General features: G+C 72.3%; 25 protein-coding genes and 1 pseudogene. 17 read left to right on the forward strand and 9 right to left on the reverse strand.

Translation table 11 applies throughout. The annotated features are described in order from the left end of the window. Nucleotides 1–322: 322 nt before the first annotated feature. The 5 genes from OCT49_RS16230 to OCT49_RS16250 form a co-directional block, all read right to left on the reverse strand. Nucleotides 323–622, reverse strand: coding sequence for a hypothetical protein (locus tag OCT49_RS16230; protein WP_283852601.1), 300 nt, complete (start codon nucleotides 620–622; stop codon nucleotides 323–325). A gap of 194 nt (nucleotides 623–816) precedes the next feature. Next, nucleotides 817–1,413: a hypothetical protein gene (locus tag OCT49_RS16235; RefSeq protein ID WP_283852602.1), complete on the reverse strand. Its 597-nt coding sequence runs from the start codon at nucleotides 1,411–1,413 to the stop codon at nucleotides 817–819. A 133-nt stretch (nucleotides 1,414–1,546) separates the two neighbouring features. Next, nucleotides 1,547–2,326, reverse strand: a complete 780-nt coding sequence (locus OCT49_RS16240; RefSeq protein WP_283852603.1) for a polysaccharide deacetylase family protein — start codon at nucleotides 2,324–2,326, stop codon at nucleotides 1,547–1,549. Between the two features lie 241 nt (nucleotides 2,327–2,567). Further along, nucleotides 2,568–2,897 (reverse strand): SCO4225 family membrane protein, encoded by a 330-nt coding sequence (locus OCT49_RS16245; RefSeq protein ID WP_283852604.1) that lies wholly within the window; start codon nucleotides 2,895–2,897, stop codon nucleotides 2,568–2,570. 130 nt (nucleotides 2,898–3,027) lie between these two features. Further along, a complete protein-coding gene (locus tag OCT49_RS16250; protein ID WP_283852605.1) occupies nucleotides 3,028–3,987 on the reverse strand; it encodes an alpha/beta fold hydrolase in 960 nt (319 codons plus the stop codon). A gap of 155 nt (nucleotides 3,988–4,142) precedes the next feature. Here OCT49_RS16250 and OCT49_RS16255 point away from each other — a divergent pair, with 155 nt between their 5' ends. After that, nucleotides 4,143–4,814: a TetR/AcrR family transcriptional regulator gene (locus tag OCT49_RS16255; RefSeq protein ID WP_283852606.1), complete on the forward strand. Its 672-nt coding sequence runs from the start codon at nucleotides 4,143–4,145 to the stop codon at nucleotides 4,812–4,814. A 60-nt stretch (nucleotides 4,815–4,874) separates the two neighbouring features. On the opposite strand, the gene OCT49_RS16260 is transcribed toward OCT49_RS16255, so the two are convergent. Together OCT49_RS16260 and OCT49_RS16265 are read right to left on the reverse strand one after the other, a co-directional pair. Further along, a complete protein-coding gene (locus OCT49_RS16260) occupies nucleotides 4,875–7,022 on the reverse strand; it encodes a bifunctional serine/threonine-protein kinase/transporter substrate-binding domain-containing protein (protein WP_283852607.1) in 2,148 nt (715 codons plus the stop codon). Between the two features lie 511 nt (nucleotides 7,023–7,533). Then, the gene (locus OCT49_RS16265; RefSeq protein ID WP_283852608.1) at nucleotides 7,534–7,725 is read right to left on the reverse strand and encodes a hypothetical protein; all 192 of its coding nucleotides are present in this window, start codon (nucleotides 7,723–7,725) and stop codon (nucleotides 7,534–7,536) included. On the opposite strand from OCT49_RS16265, the gene OCT49_RS16270 reads away from it, so the two are divergent. From OCT49_RS16270 to crcB (OCT49_RS16345), 16 genes and pseudogenes are all read left to right on the forward strand, one after another. After that, nucleotides 7,726–8,835: an ATP-binding protein gene (locus tag OCT49_RS16270; protein ID WP_283852609.1), complete on the forward strand. Its 1,110-nt coding sequence runs from the start codon at nucleotides 7,726–7,728 to the stop codon at nucleotides 8,833–8,835. It begins immediately after the preceding gene. Beyond that, nucleotides 8,832–9,242 (forward strand): roadblock/LC7 domain-containing protein, encoded by a 411-nt coding sequence (locus OCT49_RS16275; RefSeq protein ID WP_283852610.1) that lies wholly within the window; start codon nucleotides 8,832–8,834, stop codon nucleotides 9,240–9,242. The genes OCT49_RS16270 and OCT49_RS16275 overlap by 4 nt, the downstream gene beginning before the upstream one ends. After that, the gene (locus OCT49_RS16280) at nucleotides 9,239–9,613 is read left to right on the forward strand and encodes a DUF742 domain-containing protein (protein WP_283852611.1); all 375 of its coding nucleotides are present in this window, start codon (nucleotides 9,239–9,241) and stop codon (nucleotides 9,611–9,613) included. The genes OCT49_RS16275 and OCT49_RS16280 overlap by 4 nt, the downstream gene beginning before the upstream one ends. Beyond that, a complete protein-coding gene (locus OCT49_RS16285) occupies nucleotides 9,588–10,178 on the forward strand; it encodes a GTP-binding protein (protein WP_283852612.1) in 591 nt (196 codons plus the stop codon). The genes OCT49_RS16280 and OCT49_RS16285 overlap by 26 nt, the downstream gene beginning before the upstream one ends. Before the next feature lie 134 nt (nucleotides 10,179–10,312). Then, nucleotides 10,313–11,704 (forward strand): cytochrome P450, encoded by a 1,392-nt coding sequence (locus tag OCT49_RS16290; protein ID WP_283852613.1) that lies wholly within the window; start codon nucleotides 10,313–10,315, stop codon nucleotides 11,702–11,704. Between the two features lie 338 nt (nucleotides 11,705–12,042). Further along, nucleotides 12,043–13,173: a cytochrome P450 gene (locus OCT49_RS16295; protein ID WP_283855816.1), complete on the forward strand. Its 1,131-nt coding sequence runs from the start codon at nucleotides 12,043–12,045 to the stop codon at nucleotides 13,171–13,173. After that, nucleotides 13,170–13,985, forward strand: a complete 816-nt coding sequence (locus OCT49_RS16300) for an enoyl-CoA hydratase/isomerase family protein (RefSeq protein ID WP_283852614.1) — start codon at nucleotides 13,170–13,172, stop codon at nucleotides 13,983–13,985. The genes OCT49_RS16295 and OCT49_RS16300 overlap by 4 nt, the downstream gene beginning before the upstream one ends. Before the next feature lie 427 nt (nucleotides 13,986–14,412). Continuing rightward, on the forward strand, nucleotides 14,413–15,045 hold the full coding sequence (locus OCT49_RS16305; protein WP_283852615.1) for a CAP domain-containing protein: 633 nt from the start codon (nucleotides 14,413–14,415) through the stop codon (nucleotides 15,043–15,045). Nucleotides 15,046–15,480: 435 nt separating this feature from the next. Continuing rightward, on the forward strand, nucleotides 15,481–17,712 hold the full coding sequence (locus OCT49_RS16310; RefSeq protein WP_283852616.1) for an MMPL family transporter: 2,232 nt from the start codon (nucleotides 15,481–15,483) through the stop codon (nucleotides 17,710–17,712). Nucleotides 17,713–17,823: 111 nt separating this feature from the next. After that, complete coding sequence (locus OCT49_RS16315) at nucleotides 17,824–19,125, forward strand: sensor histidine kinase (RefSeq protein WP_283852617.1); 1,302 nt, start codon at nucleotides 17,824–17,826, stop codon at nucleotides 19,123–19,125. Further along, nucleotides 19,122–19,886: a response regulator transcription factor gene (locus tag OCT49_RS16320; protein ID WP_283852618.1), complete on the forward strand. Its 765-nt coding sequence runs from the start codon at nucleotides 19,122–19,124 to the stop codon at nucleotides 19,884–19,886. Before OCT49_RS16315 ends, OCT49_RS16320 begins: the two co-directional genes overlap by 4 nt. Nucleotides 19,887–19,998: 112 nt before the next feature. After that, nucleotides 19,999–20,796 (forward strand): VOC family protein, encoded by a 798-nt coding sequence (locus OCT49_RS16325; protein WP_283852619.1) that lies wholly within the window; start codon nucleotides 19,999–20,001, stop codon nucleotides 20,794–20,796. A gap of 141 nt (nucleotides 20,797–20,937) precedes the next feature. Then, nucleotides 20,938–21,564: pseudogene (locus OCT49_RS16330) on the forward strand (phosphoribosyltransferase); the annotation flags it as partial. Nucleotides 21,565–21,698: 134 nt separating this feature from the next. Further along, on the forward strand, nucleotides 21,699–22,109 hold the full coding sequence (crcB, locus tag OCT49_RS16335) for a fluoride efflux transporter CrcB (RefSeq protein ID WP_283852620.1): 411 nt from the start codon (nucleotides 21,699–21,701) through the stop codon (nucleotides 22,107–22,109). Then, nucleotides 22,106–22,552, forward strand: a complete 447-nt coding sequence (locus OCT49_RS16340) for a DUF190 domain-containing protein (protein ID WP_283852621.1) — start codon at nucleotides 22,106–22,108, stop codon at nucleotides 22,550–22,552. Before crcB (OCT49_RS16335) ends, OCT49_RS16340 begins: the two co-directional genes overlap by 4 nt. Further along, nucleotides 22,549–22,923, forward strand: coding sequence for a fluoride efflux transporter CrcB (crcB, locus tag OCT49_RS16345; protein WP_283852622.1), 375 nt, complete (start codon nucleotides 22,549–22,551; stop codon nucleotides 22,921–22,923). The genes OCT49_RS16340 and crcB (OCT49_RS16345) overlap by 4 nt, the downstream gene beginning before the upstream one ends. 237 nt (nucleotides 22,924–23,160) lie before the next feature. Here the strand turns inward: crcB (OCT49_RS16345) and OCT49_RS16350 are convergent, their stop codons facing one another. After that, nucleotides 23,161–23,550, reverse strand: a complete 390-nt coding sequence (locus tag OCT49_RS16350) for a hypothetical protein (RefSeq protein WP_283852623.1) — start codon at nucleotides 23,548–23,550, stop codon at nucleotides 23,161–23,163. A gap of 2 nt (nucleotides 23,551–23,552) precedes the next feature. Further along, nucleotides 23,553–23,813, reverse strand: a complete 261-nt coding sequence (locus OCT49_RS16355) for a hypothetical protein (protein ID WP_283852624.1) — start codon at nucleotides 23,811–23,813, stop codon at nucleotides 23,553–23,555. Nucleotides 23,814–23,821: the final 8 nt, after the last annotated feature.

Consider the following 23,821-nt stretch of genomic DNA (forward strand, 5'->3'; position numbering starts at 1 on the left):
AACCCGACGCAACGGGTGGAGACGGCGACGGGGCGGGCCTCCCCGTCAGGAGGGCAGCGGGAGCCACGGTGCCCCGGGCGGCTCCGGTGCAGGTGGCCATGGCGATGCACCCGGTTCTTCGCAAAGTGGTGTGGAACAGCAGCCGATGGACCCCACGGCGGTCGACGAACGCATTACGGAGCTGGACGACCAGAAAGGGGGACAGGACCATGCCTCCAGGTCGGCACCTCTACCCGGACGGCCAAGGGGACACCGATCAGTGGTGTACTCCGGTCCGGTGCCGAGAAACCATTCACGGGCCACTGGCGCGACCCCGCCCACCTCAACAATTTTCAAGCCGGTGAAATTCGAGGGTGGAACCATTGCGCCTATGCACCGGCTTCTTACCGACGCGCAGCACCCTCTGCGCATCGTATTCGCCGACCAGGCCCCCGGCCGATATCCGCAGGAAATGTTTCAACGGAAGCACATTTTCAGGAAATTCATCAGGACGAACCTGGATCTTGAGTGGGGAGATGACTCGAAGAGTAATCCGTACGGGGCTCCGGAAGAACATTCCAGAGGGACAATTCAGGCCGATCGAATTTTCCGGAATTCGGTCCAGCGGCGAGCGTCGGCTCATCGTTTCCTTCCGCGCCCTGCACTCTCCCCACGCTGGTGTGCTGGAAGCTGCCTGGCAGGGGCCGGCCGGCGGCGCGCGGAATCTCGAACAGCCGACTGCGCCGCCGCACGGTCCCGGCCCCGTCCGTCTGCGGAAGCCGGAACGGCCGGTTGCCCCTCCCCCAGGGCATCCGGGACGGTCGGTCAGGGGGTGTGTCAGTCCCGGGGAATGTGGCTGCGGTGGTAGCCCAGTTCGAGGTAGCGGGTGCGGGTGCTCCAGGGGCCGAGGTCGGGGGTGTTGGCCAGGACGTCGTGCCACCGGTGGGCGTCGGGGGTGAGGGGCGGGGTGCCGGGGCGTTCGGTGCGGAGCCGGACTCCGGACCGGGCCTGGGGGTCGGGGACCGATTCCCACAGGCCCATCGAGAACATGCGGGCGATCTGGTTCACGGCGATGAAGCCGAACACGCCGGCCTCGGGGTCGGTGCGGTCCAGGCGCTCGGTGAGGGCGTGCCACAGGATGTACCCGTTCGGCGGCCGTACCTCGGGGCGGAAGCGGTACACGAGCCGCTCCAGCCTGATCGAGCCGATGTGCGGCAGCCGGGTCCGGTTGAGCGGGACGACCAGGGGTTCGCCGCCGGTCCAGGTCAGCGTCTGGTTGCGGCCCCGGTAGCCGGGCTCGCTGAAGAGGGTGACGTGGAGGTGTTCCCTGCGGTCGGGGCGGCGGTTGTGCAGCAGGCCCGCGCCGGTGACGGCGCCGCCCGCGGCGGCCAGGCCCAGTCCCGCCAGGAGGATTCTTCCGGTTCTGCGCTTCATCGCGACGTCGTGCTCCATTCCCGAGGGGACGAGTACCTGAGCCGGGACGGGGCCCGGGGTGCGGGCGGACAGGCGCGGGGTGCACATGGGCCGGGCGGCCGACCGGCCAGGCGTGCGTGCGTACGGGCCCGGCTCACCGCACCGGGAAGCCGAAGGAGTACCCCTGCTGCCTCAGCCAGGGCAGGACCTCGCGCAGGGCGTCCAGGGTCTGGGAGCGGTCCCCTCCCGCGTCGTGGAAGAGGACGGTCGGCCCGTTGGTGATCTCGCGCTTGACGGTGGCCACCATGGTGGCCGCGCCGGGACGCTCGAAGTCCCTGCTGTCGACGTTCCAGCCCAGCGGTCGCATCCCCCGGGACGCGGCGAGCTTCCGGCTGTACGGGGTGAAGGCGCCGCCCGGGGCCCGGTAGTACTGGGGCCGGACGCCTCCGGACGCCTTGGTGATCATGCGTTCGGCGTCCAGGATCTGCTTGGCCTGGTACGCCTCGGACTTGGTGTCCATGGTGGTGTCGTGCGAGACCGTGTGGTTGCACAGCCGGTGTCCGGCCGCCACGACCTTCTTGACCAGGTCCGGGTACGCCTGGGCCTGCGTGCCCACCATGCAGAACGTGGCCTTCACGTCGTTGTCCTCCAGGAGCTGCAGCACCTGCGGCGTCCAGTTCGGGTCCGGGCCGTCGTCGATGGTGATGTTGACGCCCCGGGGGCCGCGCTCCGAGGCGTGCGCGATGTCCGCCGCCACCTTCCTGACCTGCTCCTGGGACCGCCCGTCCGGCGCCGAGGCGCCCGCCTGCGGCGACCGGACTCCGGTGGTGTCGGCCTGCGCGGTCCACACCGAGGTGGCGGCGGCCAGCGCCGTGACCCCCAGCGCCGCCGCGAGGAGTCGGCTGTGCCAGCTCTTTCCCTTGTGCTTCGCCACGTCCGCCCGCCCCTTTGCCGTTTCCGCCGATGCCCTGCCTGCCCTGCCCCCCTCAAGACAGGCGAATGTCCGTGCGGGATGCCTCTGTTACAAATCGCGGAAGGATCCGCAGAGGACCGGCGACAAACGCAGAGGTCCCGCGACGAATCGGCCCACTGGGGGAAGGAAGCTCGGCGACCTGCCCTGCGCGGCGAGTCACCTCAGGTGGTACGGGTGCTCGCCGGGCGGGAAACGGCGTGGTTCAGCCACGGCGCGGACGGACGAGCACCCGGCGACGGGCGCGCAGGGTCTCCAGGACCGATCCGAGGGCGAACGACTGGAGCAGGGCGGAGAAGGCGACCCCGGCGGCCATGAACCAGACCGGCGACGCGTCGTTCCAGACCACCTGACCGACCGTCACCGTCACCAGGGAGGTGGGGGCGGTGAGGAGGAACGGCCACACCCCCGCCATTCCGGGGTCCGAGAACAGCACGGCGGCCACCTCGAACACGACGGACGCGCCGACGATTCCCAGATAGACGGCCGAAGCGGGGTTGGCGAAGGTCAGGCGGTACAAGGCACGAACGTTCATTGGATCCCCCCTGGAGTCGTGGTGTTCCCATGCTCCTGGCAGATCATGAATCGGTCGTGAGTATCCGTACCTGGATTCGAGTCGGTTCAGTTCGGTTCAGTTCGGTTAAGTTCGGTTCGATTCGGTTCGGTCAGGCGGTCGTGGGTTCGGGCCGGTCTCCCCCGGCATCGGTGGTGCGGGAGTCGGTCTCGGCCAGGAAGGCCAGCATGCGGGCGTTGACCAGGCCGGGGTGGTCGATCTGGGGGCCGTGGCCGGTGGCGGCGATGATCTCGGCCCGGGCGCCGGGGATCAGGCGCGGGACGCGTTCCAGTTGGCGCCGGGGGTGGAGCAGCAGGCTGCGCCTGCCCATGACCAGGTGGAACGGCGTCCGGATGGTGGCCAGTTGCTCGTCGGTCAGGGGGAGGGGGGAGGGGCGTCGGATGCGGAAGGCCCGTACGCCGGAGCGGATCATCGCGCGCAGTTCCGGCACGACGAGGACCGGCTGTTCCAGCCAGGCCGCCAGTCGGGGGCGCAGGGCCTTGGGGGCGGAGGTGGCGAAGAGGCTGGCGAAGATCCAGACGAAGAAGCGCAGGCCGACCTTCTCCAGGCCGCCCGGGTCGAGGGCGGTGACGGAGGCGAGCCTTCCGGGGCGCAGGTGGGCCTGGTTGATGACGAGCCAGCCGCCGTAGGAGGAGCCGACGAGGTGGACCCGGTCCAGGCCGAGGGCGTCGAGGGCCTCGTCCATCCACTGCGCGGCGCGCTCCGGCTGCCACATGGGTTCCCGGTGCACGCTGCGGCCGGGGTCGCCGGGGGTGTCGAGGGCGTAGACGGGGCGCTCGGCACCGAGCGCCCGGGTGTTGGGGTACCACTGCGCGGAGCAGCCGCCGGACCCGTGGATCAGGACGACCGGGGTGCGGGCCTCGACGGCCGGGTCGGTGGAGCCGTAGCGGTAGACGTGCGTGGTGCCGAAGGAGGTCTCGACGTCCGTCTCGGAACGGGCCGGCGCGCCGAGCGCGTAGACGGCGTCGCAGGCGGCGAAGTACCGGTCGCGCAGGGCGTCGTTGACGTAGCGGCCGATGTCTCGGCGGGCGCGGGTGGTGTTCTCGGGCATGGGGCGGCACCTCCGTTGAGGACCCGTTGGGGAACCGCCGGGAACCAGTCCCTCGCGGTAGTGATACGACCGTACCATCATGTTGATACGGCGGTATCATGAAGGGGCCCCGGCATCCGGAGCGCGGGCACGACCGAGGGGTGGAGACACGAGACATGCCGAAGCGCGTGGACCACGAGGAACGGCGCCGCCAGATCACCGAGGCGCTCGTCCGGGTCGCCGGGCGGCGCGGGCTGCACGCGGTCGGCATGCGGGACGTCGCGGCCGAGGCCGACGTCTCGCTGCGGCTCGTGCAGTACTACTTCGGGACCAAGGAGAAGCTGCTGCTGCACGGGCTCCAGCAGCTGACCGACCGGTTCACCGCGCGGGTGGGCGAGCGGCTCCGGGCCTGCGGCGCGGACCCCGGCCCGCGCGCGACCGCCGAGGCGCTGCTCCTGGCCTCCCTCCCGACCGACGAGGAGAGCCGGACCTTCCACCTCCTCTACAGCGCGTACGCGATCCTGTCCGTGACCGACGAGGCGCTGGCCGCCCAGCCCTTCATCGACAACCCCGACGCCGCCGAGGACGCCCTGACCGGGCTGCTGCAGAAGGCCCGGGACGCGGGGCTGACCGGCCGGGGCATGGACCCGCGCGTCGAGGCCGTCGGCCTGCTCGCCATGACGGCGGGCATGGGCATCAGCATCCTCGTGGGCCAGCGGGGGCCGGAGTCGGCCACCGAGGTGCTGCGCCACCACCTGGATCGCATCTTCACGCCCCCACAGGGCGGCTCCCCGGAGGACGGATACGCGGAGACCGGCTCCCCGGAGGACGGTTCCCCGGGGGCGTGAGCAGGGGCCGGCGTCCTGCCCGCCTCCCGCCTCCCGCCTCCCGCCTGCCCTGCGTTCCCCCTACTTGCCCCCGTTGACGATCGCCCGCCGCACCGCGCCCTGTTCCATTCCCCACTTCTTGAGGATCTTCGCGTACTCGCCGTTCGCGATGAGGCGGTCGAGGGCCTCCCGCACGGCGTCGCGCAGGTCCGTCCCGGACTTGGCGACCGCGATGCCGCAGAGAACGGAGTCGAGTTGTTCCCCGAGGAGTTCGAGGGTGCTGCCGTCCGGCCGGGTCGCGACGGCGTGGGCGAGTACGGGGAAGTCGGCGAGGCCGACCGCGGACCGGCCCCTTCTCACCTCCTCGCAGAGTTCGTTCAACGTATCGAACTCCCGGATCCTCGCGTTCCCTCGGGCCGTCTCCTCCACGTATTCCCGGGCCGGGCCGCCGCGCTCGACGGCGACCGTTCGGCCGGACAGGTCGTCGGGACCCTCGATGCCTTCCGGGTTGCCCTTGCGGACGACGAGGCCGAGGCCGAGGCGGAAGTAGTCGATCATGTCGACGCCTCGTCCGGTCTTGTTCCCGGTGCCGTCCGTCCGCCCCTCCTGCCGGTCCCTGGTGTCGGTCATCGCCGACATGACCAGGTCGAACCGGCCCGCGTCCAGGCCGGGCAGCAAGGAGGCGAAGTTGGTGCTCTTGAACTCGAACCGCACGCCCAGTTCACGGCCGAGGGCGTTCCCGAGGTCGATGTCCATCCCGACGGTCCTGCCGTCGGGGTCGATGTACTCCATGGGCGCATAGGTGAGGTCCGAACCGACGGTGATGACGCCCTTGTCGCGTATCTCCTCCGGCAGAACGGCCCCCGGGGGCTTCTCCCCGGACTTCCCACCGGACGACGCACCCTCGGACGACGCACCTCCGGACAGCGCACCTCCGGACTTCGAACCTCCCGCGGAACCACTGGTGTCGCCCGCCCGGCTCCCCGTGTTCCCGATGCCGTCCGGCCACAGCGCCCAGCCCAGTGCCCCGCCGCCCGCCACGACCCCGGCCCCGACCAGCGCGGCGAGCACACGACGCCGACTCGGAGCCGGAGCAGGGACGGGAGCCGGAGCAGGGACGGAAGCCGGCGTCGCGGCCCCCTTGGCCACGGAAACGGTGGGCGCGAAAGCGGTGGGCACGGCGTCGGCAGGTACGACAGCGGTGGGCACGGCGTCGACGGGGCCCCAGTCGCCCAAGTCACCCGGCTCGCCCGAGCGGCCCGAAGGCTCCGAGGCGGCGGGCCCCGAGGGGCCGGAAGCGCGCGGCGGGCCCGGGGGCAGGAGCGGCCGGGTCGGGCCGCCCCGGCCGGACAGCTGCTCCAGCCCCTCGGACAGTTCGCGCAGCCGTACGGAGACGGGTTCCGGCAGCCAGTCGGCGTACGGGCCCGGGGTGCCGGACCGGTTCATCAGCACGGGCAGCGCGGGCCGCTGCCCCGGCTCCCTCGCCAGGCAGTCCGCCGCCAGTTCCCGCAGCCCGTCCGGCAGGCCGTCGAGCCGCGGTTCCTCGTGCACGGTGCGGTACATGAGGACCTGCGGGTCGGCGCTCCCGTACGGGCCGCCGCCCGTGGCCGCGAACACGATCACCCCGCCGAGCGCAAACACGTCCGCCGCGCCCGTGACCTCGGGCCCCGTCATGACGAGCTGCTCGGGCGCCATGAAGCCGGGGGTGCCGAGCGCGGTGCCCGTCGCCGTCAGGGCCGTCTCCGCGGCCGAGTACGCGATGCCGAAGTCGATGACGCGCGGGCCCTCGGCGGTGAGCAGGATGTTCGACGGCTTGAGGTCGCGGTGGACCAGGCCCTGCGCGTGCACCGCCGCCAGGGCGTGCAGCAGGCCCGCCGTCAGCAGCCGCACCGTGGGGCCGGGCAGCGGCCCGCCGTCGCGCACGGCGTCGGTCAGGGAGACGCCCGGCACGTAGTCGGTCGCCATCCAGGGCACGTCGTCGTGCGGCGCGGCGTCGACGACGGGGGTCACGAACGGCCCGCTCACCCGCCGGGCGGCGGCCACCTCGCGGGCGAAGCGCGTCCGGAACCCCTGGTCGTCGGCCAGTTCGGAGCGCGCGGTCTTCACCGCCACCGCCCGCCCGTCCGCCGAGTGGCCGAGGTAGACCCGTCCCATGCCGCCGCCCCCGAGCAGCCCGGTGATCCGGAACGGGCCGATCTGCTGCGGATCGTGCTTCGACAGCGGTCGCACAGAGCCCCCCTGCTCACGACGGCGATTGAGTACCGCAGTATCCCGCACCCACTCGCGCCCCCGCCCGGCCCCCCGTCCGCACCCGCTCCACCCGCCGCACCTGTCACATGGCACGGCACGCACGACATCTGAACCACTGACATGTGTCCACACCACATCCGGAACGTGGCACATGTCACGTGGCGCATGTCACGTGGAATGCGAAAGGGGCTCGGGGCTTCACGGGCAGTTCACCCGTGAAGCCCCGATCGCTTTACCACTGGCGTGGAAAAACCGCCACCAGTTGTGAACATTCGGAGACAAGCGTGCAACTGGCGCGTCGGTCTTGACAATTGACCGTCTGACCGATGTTAAGATCATCTTACTTCCAGTGGGCTGACGGCATATGGGGGCATTCCAGGAGGAATGAATTCCTCGGCCACACATCCGGAGGGGCCTTCCTTGGGTGGCGCAAGCAAGGGCTCGACCAGCCCGGAATGTGCGGCGCACGAGGAAGCGCAGAGCCGTTTCCCTAGCCATGGCACTTGAAGTGAGTTTCATGACATTTGCACAGGGCCCACTTTTCTGGGCACTGGTTGTCGTCGCGCTGATCGCCGTGGGTGCCGTTCTGCGCGCTCGCAGGATCAATATCGGACTGCGCAGACAGAACGCCGAACTCCGGGCCGACCGCGATGCGTTGAAGCGCAATCGGGATGAACTGCATATGGCCCACACCACCTTGACGCACCGCCACTCCTCCGAGCTGGCCGAGGTCCGCCGGGACGCCGAGGAGGAGACCAAGGCCGTCCTCAAGGCGGCCGTGCGCACCCTCCAGGGGCTCGCGGACGAGCAGCAGGTGGTCATCGAGAACGCCCAGAAGAAGCACGGCGACGACCCCGGCATCCTCGCCGACCTGATGGCCGTCGACCATGCCAACAGCCAGTTCGGGCGCCGCGCGCAGGGCATCGCGGTGCTGTGCGGCGGCTGGCTCGGGCGCCGGGAGACCGTCGCCTCGGTCTTCGACGTGGCCCGCAGCGCCCAGGGCCGTATCCGGCAGTTCGACCGGGTGCGGATCAACGGGCAGGTGAACTTCTCGGTCGTCAGCAAGGCCGTGGAGCCCGTCGCGGTCGTCCTCGCCGAGCTGCTGGCCAACGCCACCAACTACTCCGCCCCCGGCACCCCGGTGGAGATCAACATCCAGGCGGTGCCGAAGGGCGTCTGCATCATCGTCGACGACGCCGGTCTCGGCATGGGGCAGGAGGAGAAGGACCGGGCCGCCGCGCTCCTCGCGCCGCAGGCCGCGATCAGCGTCTCCAGTCTGGGCATTCCCCCGCAGTTCGGCTTCGCCGTCTCCGGCGTGCTGGCCGCCCGCTACGGTTTCAGGGTCTCGGTGGACTCCGTGTCCCCCTACGGAGGTGTGCGCGCGGTGGTCCTGTTGCCCGACGAGTTGCTCACCAACGACGTACCCGTCGCTCCCCCGGCCGCCGCCCACCACGAGGCGGACGTGGCCGCGTTCCCCCGGCGCCAGGTGCCCGTGCAGTCGGCACCGGCCCACTCGGCCCCCGCGCAGTCCCCGACCCCGCTGTTCCCGCCGGCCTCCCACCCGGTCGCCACCCCGCAGCCCGCCGGGCCCGGCGGGCCCGCCGGGGCGATGCCCACCACCGCCGGCGGCCTGCCCAAGCGTCGTCGCAAGAGCCCCGTCTCGGTGGTGCCGTCGGCCGAACCGGCTCCGGTGCGCAGCAGTGAGGAGACCGCTTCCCGTCTGGGCGCGTTCCAGCGCGGAACGCGATCCGGGCGCGACATGACGACGACGGAAGGACCCGAGTTCCCGTGAACCCCGATCTGACCTGGGTACTCAACGATGTGATCCAGGTACCCGGCGCCCGGCACGCCATCCTCGTCTCCGCCGACGGCCTGCTGCTGGCCAGCTCCAGTGACATCGGCCGGGACGACGCGGAGACCGTGGCGGCCGCGATGAGTTCCATGCAGTCGCTGAGCCGGGCCGTCGCCCCCTTCATCGGGGACCGGACCCCGGGCCGCTGGCGCCAGACGCTGCTGGAGTACGAGCACGGCTGGATCTTCCTGATCGCGGCGGGCTCCGGCGCCTACCTGGCCGCCGCCGCCGCGGCCGACGTCGACATGGAGGCCATGTCCTTCCGCATGCAGCAGCAGGTGACGGCGCTGGGGAAGGCGATGACCACACCTCCCCGCCACAACGCGGGGGCGGGAATCGACGCATGACGATGCCGGGCGAGGAACAGTCGGTCAGCAGCGGGTTCGTCCGGTCCTACGTGATCACCGGCGGGCGCGGTCTGCCCGACGCGGGGGACCTCTCCCTGGTCACCCTGGTCACCATCGCGCCGGACCGGCAGCCGCCGGCCAACGCGAGCCCGGAGGTCCGGGCGATCTGGGAACTGTGCTCCGGCGGTTACCTGTCGGTGGCCGAGGTGGCGGGCCATCTCGGCCAGCCGGTCGGGGTGGCCCGGCTGCTGCTGAACGACTTAGCGGAACAGGGTCATCTGATGCGCCGCAAGGCGCCGCCACCGGCTCAGCTCGTTGACAGGAAGATCCTCGAAGAGGTGTTGCATGGACTCCACGTCCGGTTCGGCTGAGAGCATCTATGTGCCGGACGCGGTGCGGCGTGCGGCGAAGATCCTGGTCGTCGGACACTTCGCCGTGGGCAAGACGACGCTCATCGGCACCCTCTCCGAGATCACTCCGCTGCGCACCGAGGAGCGGATGACGCAGGCGAGCGCCCACATCGACGACCTGCGGGGCGCGCCCGACAAGGTGACCACCACGGTCGCGCTGGACTTCGGGCGTCTGACGCTGAGCGACGAGCTGGTGCTGTACCTGTTCGGCACGCCCGGCCAGCAGCGCTTCGTCGAGCTGTGGGAGGACATGGCGCGCGGTTCGCTCGGCGCGCTGCTCCTCGTCGACCCGGCCCGTCTCGCCGACACCTTCCCGGTGATCGACCTGATCGAGTCGTACGGGCTGGAGTACGCGGTCGCGGTGAACAGCTTCGACCCGTACTCGCAGCACGCCGAGGACGAGCTGCGCGAGGCCCTGGACCTGCTGCCGGACACCCCGGTCGTGTACTGCGACGCCCGGGACGAGAAGTCGTCCGCACAGGCCCTGATCACCCTGGTCCAGCACCTTCTGACCCGCGTGGCCTGAAGGTCCCGGCCGGCGGGAGCCGGCCCGGAGCCCCCGACCGCCCGTGCCGCCCGCCGGTACGGGCGGGTCCGGGCTCCGTTTTCCGTCCACCGTCCGGCCCCCGCAGGGCCCGGACCCACATCGAGGAATGACATATGGACTCGTCGCCGGGAGCCACCCCGTACGGCGCCCCCACCGGGTGCCCGATGCACGGGGAGCGGCAGACGTCGCTCTACGGGCCGGAGTTCGCGTCCGACCCGCAGCGCGTGTACGACGCGTTCCGGGCACACGGCCCCGCCGCCCCGATCGAGCTCGCCCCCGGGGTGGAGGCCACCCTGGTCGTGCAGCACGAGGCCGCGCTCCGGGTGTTGCAGAACCCGTCCTTCTTCGCCCGGGACGCGCGGCGCTGGGCCGCGCTGCGGGAGGGGCGCGTACCGCTCGACAGCCCGGTGCTGCCCATGATGGCGTACCGGCCCAACTGCCTGTTCACGGACGGCACCGAGCACCTCCGGCTGCGCAAGGCGGTCACCGAGAGCCTCGCCCGGCTCAACACCACCCGGCTCAGCCGGGACGTGGAGCGCATCGCCGACTACCTCATCGACCAGTTCATCGAGCGCGGCACCGCCGACCTGCTGGGCGAGTACGCCAAGTTGCTGCCGCTGCTGCTGTTCAACCAGCTCTTCGGCTGCCCCGGCGACATCGGCGACCGGCTGACCCGCAGCATGTCCGCCATCTTCGACGGCGAGGACGTGCTGCGGGCCAACGACGAGCTGACCGAGTGCCTGATGGAACTCGTCGCGCTCAAGCGGCGCCAGCCCGGCGAGGACATCACCTCCTGGCTCATCCAGCACCCGGCGGGGCTGCGGGACGAGGAGCTGAAGGACCAGCTCGTCATGCTGATGGGCGCGGGCATCGAGCCGGAGCGCAACCTGATCGGCAACGCGCTGCTGCTCATGCTGTCCAGCGACACCGGGGCCGGGCAGCGGCGGGGCACCGGGATGCTGGTCGAGGACGCCCTCGACGACGTGCTGTGGAACAACCCGCCGATCGCCAACTACGCCACGCACTACCCGGTGCAGGACGTCGACCTGGGCGGTACGACGCTGCGGGCGGAGACCCCCGTACTGATCAGTTTCGCCGCCGCGAACAGCGATCCCGCGCTCACCGACGCCCGCCAGACCCTCAGCAAGGGCGCCCATCTGGCCTGGGGCGCGGGTCCGCACGTCTGCCCGGCGAAGTCCCCCGCGCAGCTCATCGCCCTCACCGCGATCGAGAAGATCCTCAACACCGTGCCCGATCTGACCCTCGCCGTGTCGCCCTCCGGCGTCGAGTGGCGGCCGGGTCCGTTCCACCGCGCGCTGGTGTCACTGCCCGTCAGGTTCAGCCCGAGCCCGGCGCGCGGCGCCCGGACGGCGGCGGTGCAGGCGCCCGTTTCGCCCCGGATCTCCGTACCGGGCGAGGCGCCCGCCCCGTACCCGGACCCCGCCCGGCAGTCGAAGCGGACGAAGGGCTGGTGGAGTTCCTTCCTGGACGTCTTCCGCGCCTGACCCGTTCGGGGCGGACGACTTGTCCGTACAAACCAGGGTTTCACGCCATCGAACGCAGGGTTTCCGGAGGGAGTCGAGGACACGCCCGGCACATGACAAGGGGTCGGGCGTGAGTTCGGTTGTGACACGGGCAACAGAGATCCGCGCATGGTTGCCGCATGCGGAGGGGTAGGTTCTGCCGGTAACCAGGAGCCCAGGTCAAGGAACTCTGCGTGAGCGCTATAGGTGGCACCACCGGCCCCCGTGACGGCCGCCGGGCCCTCATACCCCTCCTACGACGCCTCAGGTCGCCGGAGGGACAGGCGGATCCCTACCCCGTACTGGCCTCGCTACGCGCCATGGGCGATGTGGTGCGTGCACCCTGGGACGCGTACTTCGCCACCGGCTTCGACACGTGCAGCGAGGTGCTTCGCGGCCGCAACTGGCTGGCGCCGGACTTCGCCTGGCAGGAACGGCAGGCGGACACCGAGCGCTGGGAGGCGGTCGCGACGCAGGAGATGACCAAGACCCTCTCCCGCCTCAACGCCCCCGAGCACACCTGTCAGCGCCGCAGCCTCGGCAACCTCTTCGACCGGTCGACCGTCCAGCGGCTGACCCCGCAGGTCGAGGAGCACGTCACCCGGCTCCTGGACGAGCTGGCCGACAAGCTGCGCTGGGGCGAGGCCGACTTCGTCAGCACGGTCAGCGAGCAGCTCCCGATCAGCACCATCGGGAGCTGGCTGGGGATACCTCCCGAGGACTACCCCCACATCCTGGAGATCACGCACAACCAGGTGCACGCCCAGGAACTGCTGCCCACCAAGGAGCAGCTGGCCGTGTCCGCCGAGGCGACCGTCCAGCTGCGCGCGTACTTCACGGAGATGGTGCGCAGGCGCCGGGAGCGGCCCGGAAACGATGTCCTGACGGGCTGGATCCACACCTGGGACGCGCGGGAGCCCGACCGGGAGCGGGCGGACGAGATCCTCTACCGCCTCACCATGTTCGTCACCATCGCCTCGCTGGAGACCACCGCGACGCTGCTGTCGGCCATGGTGGAGCTGCTGCTGAGGGAACCGGGCCAGTGGAAGTGGCTCGCGGAGCACCCCGGGCACATCGACTCCGCCGTCGACGAGGTGCTGCGGTACGACCCGCCGATCCACATCAACACCCGGATCGCGGCCGAGGACACGGTGCTGGCCGGTGTCCCGATCGCGAAGGACAGCATGGTGCACGTGCTGTACGGGGCCGCCAACCACGACCCGCGGCGCAACGAGAACCCGGACACCTTCGACATCCGGCGCACCGGCACCCACCTCACCTTCGGGGGCGGGGTGCACTACTGCCTGGGCGCGGCCCTCGCCCGCATGGAGGCACGCACGCTGCTGACCCAGCTGCTGAAGCGTTTCCCCACCCTGCGCACCGTCTCTCCCGCGGTCTACGCGCCCCGACTGGTCTTCCGCCGGGTCACCTCGCTGGGCGTGGCGGTATGAAGCCCTCCCTCACCGGACCCCGGCCCGCCACGGCCCACCACCCCGCCACCGCCCATCACGCCCCCCGCCGGCGGCCGGGTGTCCTCGACGTCCGGCGCGAGGGCCCCCTCCTGCACATCGGGCTGAACTCCCCCGCCACCGGCAACGCGGTCACCGAGACGATGCTCGACGAGCTGCTGACGGTCCTGGCGGTGCCGGACCCCGACGTGCGGGTGCTGGTGCTGAGCGGGGCCGGGGACGACTTCTGCCTGGGCGGCGACCGCGGCGAGTTCGCCGACTGGCTCGACGAGGACCCCACCGGGCGGGGCATCCGGATCGCGGGCGACAAGGCCCGCCGGGTCTGCGAGGCGATCTCCACCAGCCAGGCCGTCACCATCGCCCGGGTCCAGGGGAAGGCGATCGGCGCGGGCCTGGCGCTGGCGCTCGCCTGCGACCTGCGGGTCGGCGCCGAGAACGCCGGTTTCCGGCTGCCGGAGCTGGCCCTCGGGCTGCCCACCGCCTGGGGCGGTCTGCTGCCCCGGCTGATCCACGAGGTCGGGGCCGCCCGCGCCCGCGAACTCATCCTGACCGGGCGCGCCTTCGACGCCGCCGAGGCGCACGCGCTGTCGATCCTCCAGCGCGTCGTCCCCGAGGACCGGCTCGACGCGGCGGTCATGGAGTGGGCGAAACCCGTCGTGCGCCGCCCCGAGGCCGCGCTGCGCGTCACCAAGGCCCTGCTGAACTCCTACGCGGCCCCCACCAGGCTGGCCGATCCGACCGTGCTGGACGCGGAGCTGATGGCCACCGTCGCCGCGGCCACCCGGAGGCGGTAGGCGCCGTCCGGTCCGTCCCCGCGGTCACGGGTGAGACATCGGCCACAGGGGTTTCCGGTGTTCCGGTCGCCGGTTAGTAGACGGCGCCCCCGGCGGAACGGTGCTGTTTGTCCGCCTTGGTGGGGCCATGTCCGTACATGGTCCGGCGGTGCCTCGTGCCGCCCGGCGGGCGCGGCCGTTCCGCGAGCGCGGAAACGGTTCTGACGGGGCGGCAGGGACCGGCGGGGCCCCGATCCGCCCCACCAGCACGCCCGCGCTCCCGTTTCAAGCGCCGGACCGGTCTACGGGCGGAGGTAGTAGTTCCGCTTGTTGCCCCGTTCCGGGGGCCTTCCAACAATGACGACCGCAAGGCGCCCGACAGCCGGGCGCGGAGGCTGCGCGGGCCGGCCGCACGGGGCCGCCCCGCGGACACCGAGCGAGGTCACACATGAGGAAGCACCGCAGGAAGAGGCCCTACCGACGAATAGCCGTCGGCGTCCTGGCCGTGGGCGCGGTGGGAATCCCCTCCGTCGCCATGGCCTGTTTCGACCCCCAGGGGAAGCCGGCCGCCGAGACCTCCTGGCGCCACACCGCGCACCGGGGCGCACCGGGGGCCCACGCCGAGCCCGCGAGCGCGCCGGAGCCCGCCGCGCCGTCCACGGGCACGCCGTCCACAAGCACCCCGACCGCCGACGCCCCGGCCACCGAAGCCGCGGCCCGCGTGCTGGCCCTCGTCAACGACGAGCGCGAAAAGGCGGGTTGCTCCCCGCTGACCCTGGACGCCGAGCTGACGAAGGCCGCCCGAGCCCACAGCGAGGACATGGCCGCGCACCGGAACATGTCCCACACCGGCTCCGACGGCTCGACGCCCGGCGACCGGATCACGGACGCCGGCTACGAGTGGCGCGCGTACGGCGAGAACGTCGCCCACGGCTACGACACCCCCGAGAGCGTCATGGCGGGCTGGATGGACAGCCCCGGCCACCGGAGCAACATCCTCGACTGCTCCTTCGAGGAGATCGGCGTGGGCCTGGCCGGGCCCGGCGACTACTGGACGCAGGACTTCGGCACGGCCCGCTGACCGACTCCGTACGGTTCCACGGGAGTTCCCCCCACGATCGCCCGCGGAACCGTACGAAGGCCGGGCCGAGGCCGGGCGCGAAGCCCGCCGCCGGAACTGGAAAGCCGGAACCGTACGAAGGCCGGGGCCGGACCCGGAAAGCCGGAACCGTACGGAGCCCCCCGCCGCACCCGGAAAGCCGGAACCGTACGAAGGCCGACGCCGCACCCGCCCCGAGGATGGTGCGGCGCGCCCCTTCCGTCCTGCCCCGGGAGCAGGGCCGGGCCGGTCGCGTACTGCAACGACAGTACGGACGAGTGCATGCGGGCGCACGACGACGATGACGTCCCGCTTCACGAAGGATCGAGGCATTACTCCGGCCGGGCCACGGGCCTGCCCGGAGCGCGGCACATCCGCCGCCGTTCTGTCGCCCGATCCAGACTGGAGCGCCGCTTCGTGGCTACCTTCCTCTACCGGCTGGGCCGCTTCTCCTTCCGGAGACGCAGGCTCGTCGCCCTGCTCTGGGCGGTGGTCCTGGCCGCCTGTGCGTTCGCCGCGGTCAAGGCGCCGACCGCCGCCGAGGACGGGTTCTCGATGCCCGGAACGGAGTCGCAGAAGGCGTTCGACCTGCTGGACCAGCGCTTCCCGGGCGGCAGTTCGGACGGCGCCGAGGCCCGTATCGTCTTCGTCGCCCCCGACGGGCAGAAGGTCACCGCGGGCGCGAACCGGTCGGCCGTCGAGCGGATCGTCGCCGACGTGGCGGCCGGGGACCAGGTCAAGGCCGCCCTCGACCCGTTCAGCACGCCCGGGGCCGTGAGCAAGGACGGCCGGACCGCGTACTCCACCGTCGCCTACGACGCACCGAACATCGACCTCACCGACGCCACCACCGAGGCCCTGGAGCACACCGCGGAGGCCGGGCGGGAGGCCGGGCTGACCGTGGAGATCGGTGGCACGGCCCTGGTCCCGGAGAGCGAGCTGGGCGGCACGACCGAGCTCGTCGGGGTGGCCGCCGCCGCGGTCGTCCTGCTCATCACCTTCGGGTCGCTCGCCGCGGCGGGCCTCCCGCTGCTCACCGCGCTCGTCGGCATCGGCGTGGGCGTGGCCTCGATCGTCGCCATCGGGATGTCCAGCACGACCACCACGCTCGCCCTGATGCTGGGGCTCGCGGTCGGCATCGACTACGCCCTGTTCATCGTCTCCCGCTACCGCACCGAACGCGCCGAGGGCCACGACGCCGAGGAGGCCGTGGCCAGGGCCGTGGGCACGGCGGGCTCCGCGGTCGTCTTCGCCGGCCTCACCGTCGTCATCGCCCTGGCGGGCCTGGCCGTGGTCGGCATCCCCATCCTCACGAGCATGGGCCTCGCCGCGGCGAGCACCGTCGTGATCGCCGTCCTCGTCGCGATCACCCTGCTGCCCGCCCTGCTCGGCTTCTGCCGCCGGGCCGTCCTGCCGCGCGCCGCCCGCCGCGCCCCGGCCGCACGGCGTGCCGAGGACGGCCCCACGCGGCACGCCGGGGACGAGCGGCCCGGCGCGGGCACCCGCTGGGCCCGCCTCGTGATCCGCCGGCCGCTCGCGGTCATGGTGCTCGGCGTCCTCGGCCTCGGCCTGATCTCCGTACCGGCGCTCGACCTCCAGCTCGGCATGCCGGGCGACGAGGCGAAGTCCACCGCGACCACCCAGCGCCGCGCCTACGACGCCCTGGCCGACGGCTTCGGCCCCGGTTTCAACGGGCCGCTCACCGTCGTCGTCGACCTCAAGGACTCGAACGACCCGAAGGCCGCCGCGGCGCGGGCCGCGAAGCGGCTCGCCGCCACCGACGGCGTCGTCGCCACCACGCCCCCCGCCTTCAACGAGGCCGGTGACACCGCGGTGCTCACCGCCGTGCCCGCCACCGGCCCCAGCTCCGAGGAGACCACCGACCTCGTCCGCGACATCCGCGACGAGGCGCGCGCCCTGCGGGCCGGGACCGGCGCGACGATGCTGGTCACCGGCACGACCGCGGTGAACATCGACGTGTCGCAGAAGGTCACCGACGCGCTGGTCCCCTACCTCGCGCTCGTCGTCGGCCTGGCCTTCCTGCTCCTGATGGTCGTCTTCCGCTCGCTGCTGGTCCCGCTCAAGGCGGCGCTCGGCTTCCTGCTCTCCGTGACGGCGGCCTTCGGCACGATCGTCGCGGTCTTCCAGTGGGGCTGGCTCGCCGACGCCCTCGGAGTCGAGCAGACCGGGCCGGTGATGAGCATGATGCCGATCTTCCTGATCGGTGTGGTCTTCGGGCTGGCCATGGACTACGAGGTCTTTCTCGTGACCCGGATGCGCGAGGCGTACGTCCACGGGGAGCGGCCCGGCACGGCGGTCGTCACCGGGTTCCGGCACAGCGCCCGCGTCGTCGGCGCCGCGGCCGTCATCATGATCGCGGTGTTCGCCGGGTTCATCGGGATGAGCGAGCCGATGATCAAGATGATGGGTGTCGGTCTCGCCACGGCCGTCCTCTTCGACGCGTTCGTGGTCCGGATGACGATCGTGCCGGCCGTGCTCGCCCTGCTCGGCGACCGGGCGTGGTGGCTGCCCGGGTGGCTGGAGCGGGTCCTGCCCCGGGTGGACGTGGAGGGCGAGGCGTTGGCCGCCGGCAAGGCCGAGGTGCCCGCGCCGACGGCGGAACCCACCTCCGGCCCCGTGCGCGTGTGACCCACGTCTGTGACCCACGTCCCGGCCCGGCCGTCCTCCCGCCCGCACGGCAGGAGGACGGCCGGGTCGGCGACCATGGACACGAGCTCATGGGCGGAAGCGGAAGAACCCATGGACGGAAGCAGAAGCAGAAGAGGAAGCGGGAAGAGACGCGTGTTCGCCGACTGGTGGCAGCGGGTCCTGCGGCACCCCCGGGCCGTGGACGCGGGGGTAGCGGCGGTGCTGTGGGGCTTCGCGGTCTTCTCCAGCACCCTGACCGAGGCCCGGATCGTCCGCCTCCCGCCGCTCGGCTTCTCCCTCGCCGCCCTCGTGCCCTCCGTCGTCCTGCTGCTGGGGCAGCGCCGGTTCCCGCGCACGGTGGTCGTGGTGACGGCGCTGTGCGGCGGCTTCCTGGGCGCCATGAGCAGCCGCATCGGCTTCGACCCCACCCCCAGCGTCGCCGGTGCCGCCCTGGTGGCCCTCTACCTCCTGGCCCTGCACACGGACCTGCGCACGACCTCGGTGTACACGGCCGCGGTGGCCGTCGTCCTCCTCTCCCTCTCCCTCGCCCTGGGCAAGGGCACGCTGCTGCGGCCCGACCAGGTCGGCACCCTCGCGTGCGTCCTGCTGGCGGGCGCCGTCGGCGAGTCGGTACGGACCCGGCGCGACCACCTGGCGGCCGTGGAGGCCCGCGCCGAGCTGGCCGAACGCACCCGCGAGGAGGAGGCGCGGCGGCGGGTGGGCGAGGAGCGGACCCGGATCGCCCGCGAGCTGCACGACATCGTCGCGCACCACATCACCCTCGCCCACGCCCAGGCGGCCACCGCCGCGTACCTGCTGCGCAGCAGGCCCGACCAGGCGCAGAAGACGCTCGACCAGCTGGCCGGCACCACCTCCTCCGCACTGCGCGAGCTCAAGGCCACGGTGGGCCTGCTGCGCCGCGAGGGCGACCCGGAGACCCCGCTGGAGCCCGCCCCCGGGCTGGCCCGGCTGCCGGAGCTGATCGCCTCGTTCGAGCAGACCGGGCTGGCCGTTTCGGTGGCCGTGGAGGGCGAGGCCCGGCCGCTGCCGCCGGGCGCGGACCTGACCGCGTACCGGATCGTGCAGGAGGCGCTGACCAACGTCACCAAGCACTCGGGCGGTACGTCGGCCTCGGTCCGGCTCTGTTACGCGCGCCGGCTGCTCACGCTCACCGTCTCCGACGACGGCCACGCCCCGCCCCCGCCCCCGCCACCGGCGGGCACGGAGGGCCCGGCGAGCACATCGGGCTACGGCCTCATCGGCATGCGCGAGCGGGCCCTGTCGGCCGGTGGCCGACTGGCCGCGGGGCACCGGCCGGGCGGAGGCTTCGAGGTGACCACGGAACTCCCGCTGGAGACAACGGAGTCCGGAGGAGTTTCCGGGGCCGACGACGAGGAGAGGACGGCGCGATGACCATCCGGGTGCTGCTGGCCGACGACCAGGCGCTGCTGGCCGGGACCTTCCGGCTGCTGATCGAATCGAACGACGACATGGAGGTCGTGGGCGTCGCGGCGGACGGCCGGGAGGCGGTGGAGAAGGCCCTCGCCACCGTGCCGGACGTGGTCGTGATGGACATCCGCATGCCCGGCACGGACGGTCTCACGGCGACCGAGGAGATCTGCCGCGACGAGGCGCTGGGCGGAACCCGCATCCTGATCCTCACCACGTTCGAGATCGACGAGTACGTGACCCGGGCCCTGCGCGCGGGCGCGAGCGGCTTCCTCGGCAAGGACGCCGGACCCGAGGAGCTGCTGGACGCCATCCGGACGGTGGCCGCGGGCGACACCCTGCTGTCGCCCACCGCCACCCGGGCCCTGGTCACCCGCTATCTCGCCCGCCCCGAGGGCCGGGTCGCCGCGCCCGAGTCCCTGGACGTCCTGACGGCCCGCGAACGCGAGGTGATGGCGCAGGCGGCCGAGGGCCTGTCGAACGACGAGATCGCCGGGCGGATGCACGTCAGCCCGCTGACCGTGCGCACGCACATCGGGCGCGCGATGACGAAGCTGGGCGCCCGCCACCGGGCCCAACTGGTCGCCATGGCCTACCAGTCGGGCCTGGTGCGGGTGGACCCGCCGCAGGACCGGGAGCCCTCCGGAGACCCCCCGTACTCCCCGCAGGACCGGGAGGAGTCCGGCCCGCCCCCGCGGCGCCGCTCCTCCCGGGGCCGCCCCTGAGAGCCTGTCGGGTGACCTCCGGCCCGCCCCGCCCTCCGCAGCCGCGCGGAGCCGCGCCCGGCTGGTTAGCGTGACAAATCGGACATTCACCGAGCGCGAAGGAGTCAGGGCCATGGCCGCACAACCCGAGGGCGCACCGTGCTGGGCCGACGCGATGTTCCCCGATGTCGAGGCGGCCAAGCGCTTCTACGGTGAGGTGCTGGGCTGGACGTTCGGCGAGGCCAGGACGGAGTTCGGCAGCTACACGCAGGCGTACGCCGACGGCAGGGCTGTCGCCGCCGTGGTGCCCCCGATGCCCGGCCAGGAGGGCCCGGCGGGCTGGTGCCTCTACCTCGCCTCGGACGACGCCGAGGCCACCGCCCGGAAGATCCGGGCGAACGGCGGCGAGACGCTGATGGACCCCATGCGGGTCGACGGCTTCGGCACGATGGTGCTGGCCCGCGACCCCGGCGGGGTCCTGTTCGGCGTGTGGCAGGCGGGCGCCCACGAGGGCTTCGAGGCGCAGCGCGTGCCCGGCGCCTACTGCTGGTCCGAAGTCTTCACCCGGACCCCCGAGAAGTCCGACGCCTTCTTCCCCGCCGTCTTCCCGTACAGCGTGGTGAAGCTGGAGGACGAGCACCTCGACTTCCGGATGTTCAACCTGGGCGACCGCACGGTCATGGGCCGGATGCGGATGGGCGACGACTTCCCGCCCGAGATGTCGCCGTTCCTGAACGTGTACTTCACGGTCGCGGACTGCGACGCGGCGGTGGCGAGGGCCACCGCCCTCGGCGGGGTGCTCCGGTTCGGCCCGACGACCATGCCGTTCGGCCGGTTCGCCGCACTGACCGACCCGCAGGGCGCGGTGTTCTCCGTCGTCGACATCGACACGACCGGGGGCGAGATCCCCCGCACGACCCCGGTGTCCTGAGCGGAGCCACCGGGCGGACCCGCCCGTTCCCCCGCCCGCCCGAGTTGCGGGGGCGCCGCACATGGGGTTCTTTCGAAGTGGGGAAGCAGGCGGGGCACGTGCACATGCGGCCCGCCCTCCCATCGCTGGGGGTGACCTTTCGTGCTGTTCGCCGACCGTGTGGACGCGGGGGAGCAACTGGCCGAGGCGCTCCGCCACATGGAGCGGGAGAACCCCGTCGTACTGGGACTGCCCCGCGGCGGAATCCCGGTGGCCTTCCAGGTGGCGCGGACGCTCGGCGCCGAACTCGACGTGATCGTGGTCCGCAAGCTCGGTGTGCCGCACCACGAGGAGGTGGCGTTCGGCGCCATCGGCGAGGGCGGGGTGCGGGTTCTCAACGAGGACATCGTGGACCGCCTGCGGTCCGCGCGCCAGGATCTCGCGGCGGTCGAACGCGTCGAGGCGGCCGAGCTGGCCCGGCGGGCGCAGATGTACCGCGCGGGCCGGCCGCGCATCCCGCTGGCCGGCCGGACGGTGATCGTCGTGGACGACGGCATCGCGACCGGCGCCACGGCCGAGGCCGCCTGCGAGGTCGTGCGGGCGCAGGACCCGGCCCGGGTGGTGGCGGCCGTCCCGGTGGCCCCGCCGGAGGCGGTGGTACGGCTGCGGCGCAGCGCGGACGAGGTGGTGTGCCTGTCCGTGCCGCGCCTGTTCCACGCCGTCGGCGAGTGGTACCGGGACTTCTCGCAGACCTCCGACGAGGAGGTCGTCACCCTGCTGAGGGAGGCCGGGTACCCCGGCCACGTACCCCCCGGCAGCGACTGACGGCCCCGGCGAGAACGATCCCGGCGAGAGCGACGACTGAGGCGGCGACCGTGGCGGCGGATAGCCTGGTGTCCGGAGCAGGCAGGAGAAGAACGCCCATGGGAGCCCGGAACCCCCAAGGTCCCGTCGTCGCGGTGGTGGCGCTCGGCGGCGCGTCGGGAGCGTCCGCCCGGTACGGGGCGGGTCTGCTCTGGCCCACCGCCCCCGGCGGCTTCCCCTGGACGACGCTGGGCGTGAACGTCGTCGGATGCGCGGTGATCGGCGTGTTCATGGTGGTGATCGGCGAGGCGTGGTCGGCGCACCGGCTGGTGCGGCCGTTCTTCGGCACGGGTGTGCTCGGCGGGTTCACCACGTTCTCCACGTACGCGGTGGACATCGAGCGGCTGATCGACGCCGGTCGGGTCCGCACCGGTCTGGCGTACTTGGGACTGACACTGCTCGCGGCCCTCGCGGCGGTGTGGAGCGCGGTGTGGGCGACCCGCCGCGTCCTGGCCCGGAGGCAGGCATGACGACCCCGGACGCACCGAACCCGTCGAGTGCGCCGCGCACGGAACGAGCGCCGCGCACGGAACGAGCCCTGCGCCTGACGGTCCTCGTCGGCGAGTCCGACGTCTGGCACCACAGGCCGGTGTTCACGGAGATCGTGCACCGGGCCCACCGCGCGGGCCTGGCGGGCGCGAGCGTGCTCCGCGGGATCGAGGGCTTCGGCGCCTCGTCGATGATCCACACCCAGCGGCTGCTCTCGCTGAGCGAGGACCTGCCGGTGGCGGTGGTGATCGTGGACGAGGAGGAGCGCGTGCGCGCGTTCCTGCCGCTGATCGCGGAACTGGTGGCGGACGGCGGCCGGGTGGTCCTGGACGCGTGCGAGATCGTACGTTTCGGCGCGGACGACCGGGCACAGCCCGGAGAACACGACGGAGAACCGGACGGAAAGCAGGCTCGGCCCCGGTGAACTGGCTGTTGGTGATCGTCGGGGCGTCGGTCGGGGCGCCGCTGCGCTATCTGACCGACCGGGCGGTGCAGTCCCGGCACGACAGCGTCTTCCCCTGGGGGACCTTCGCGGTCAATGTGAGCGGTTCGCTGATCCTGGGGCTGCTGACCGGCGCGGTGGCGGCCGGTGCCGCCTCCTCGCACGTCCAGCTGCTGATCGGTACGGGGCTGTGCGGGGCGCTCACCACGTACTCGACGTTCAGCTACGAGACGCTGCGGCTGGCCGAGGAGGGCGCCAGGTTCTACGCGGCGGCCAACGTGCTGGCGAGCGTGGTGGCGGGGCTGGGCGCGGTGTTCGTCGGCGTCTCGCTCGCGCAGGCGCTCTGGCAGTGAGGACCGGCGTACGCCGCGCGCGCGACGCGGCACGGTCGGCGTCCCCTGCCACCGCAATGCGAGGCGATGGCAGGGGAACGCCGTTGAGGAGGAACCGTCACCGGACGCCGGGCGATTCAACCCGTTCCGCGTCGACAGCGGTCCGTCAGGCGCCGACGCTAGGCAACCGTCCGCTCCCCGCGCCCGGCACCACGCCGGTTCCCGCCCCTGCACCACCCCAACAGCGGGTGCGCCCCCTCACCCGGCCGGACGAGTCCCGGGCCGTACGGAGAGGGTGTACGTGCAGTCGCCGTCGGGGACGACGACGAGCAGCGGGTTGCCGTTCTTGAGGTGCGCGTGGGCGGCGCGCTGGCCGTCACGGTCCTGGTACCAGGCACGCAGCTCGACGGAATGGTCGGGGCCGGGTGCTCCCGGGAGGCGCATGGAGGGCTGGACCCAGGCGGAACGGGCGGGGTCGGGATCGAGCCGATCCACGATCCATAACGCCTGCCCGCCGAGCCAGCGCAGGGCGAGCACGGGAGAAATGGTCCGGAAGGCGCCGAGGATGTACCGCGCGGTCTCCCCGGTGCCGTACACCAGCCCCTCGGCGACGGCCTCGCACCGGTAACTGCCGGGCTGCCAGGACACGTTCACAGGATCCGCCCCGCGCTCCGGGCATTGCACCGGGCGGTCTCGGCCCGCAGCCGCTCTATGGGCTCCGCAGCCCGTACGTTCACCGGCTCGGCCTCCCACTCCGTCCCGCCGCAGACCGGCCGCAACGACCAGTACGGACCGGACACCCCACGGAACTCACCCGCCCGGTTCCGGTGGCCGGTATCCACCAACAGCGTGCCGAGAAGCGGGACTTGTGGGGGTTCCTGCTGACTCGCGGCAGTATTCTCTTCGGACACCGCCGACT

The organism is Streptomyces sp. ML-6 (assembly GCF_030116705.1).
In the GTDB taxonomy this organism is placed as follows: domain Bacteria; phylum Actinomycetota; class Actinomycetes; order Streptomycetales; family Streptomycetaceae; genus Streptomyces.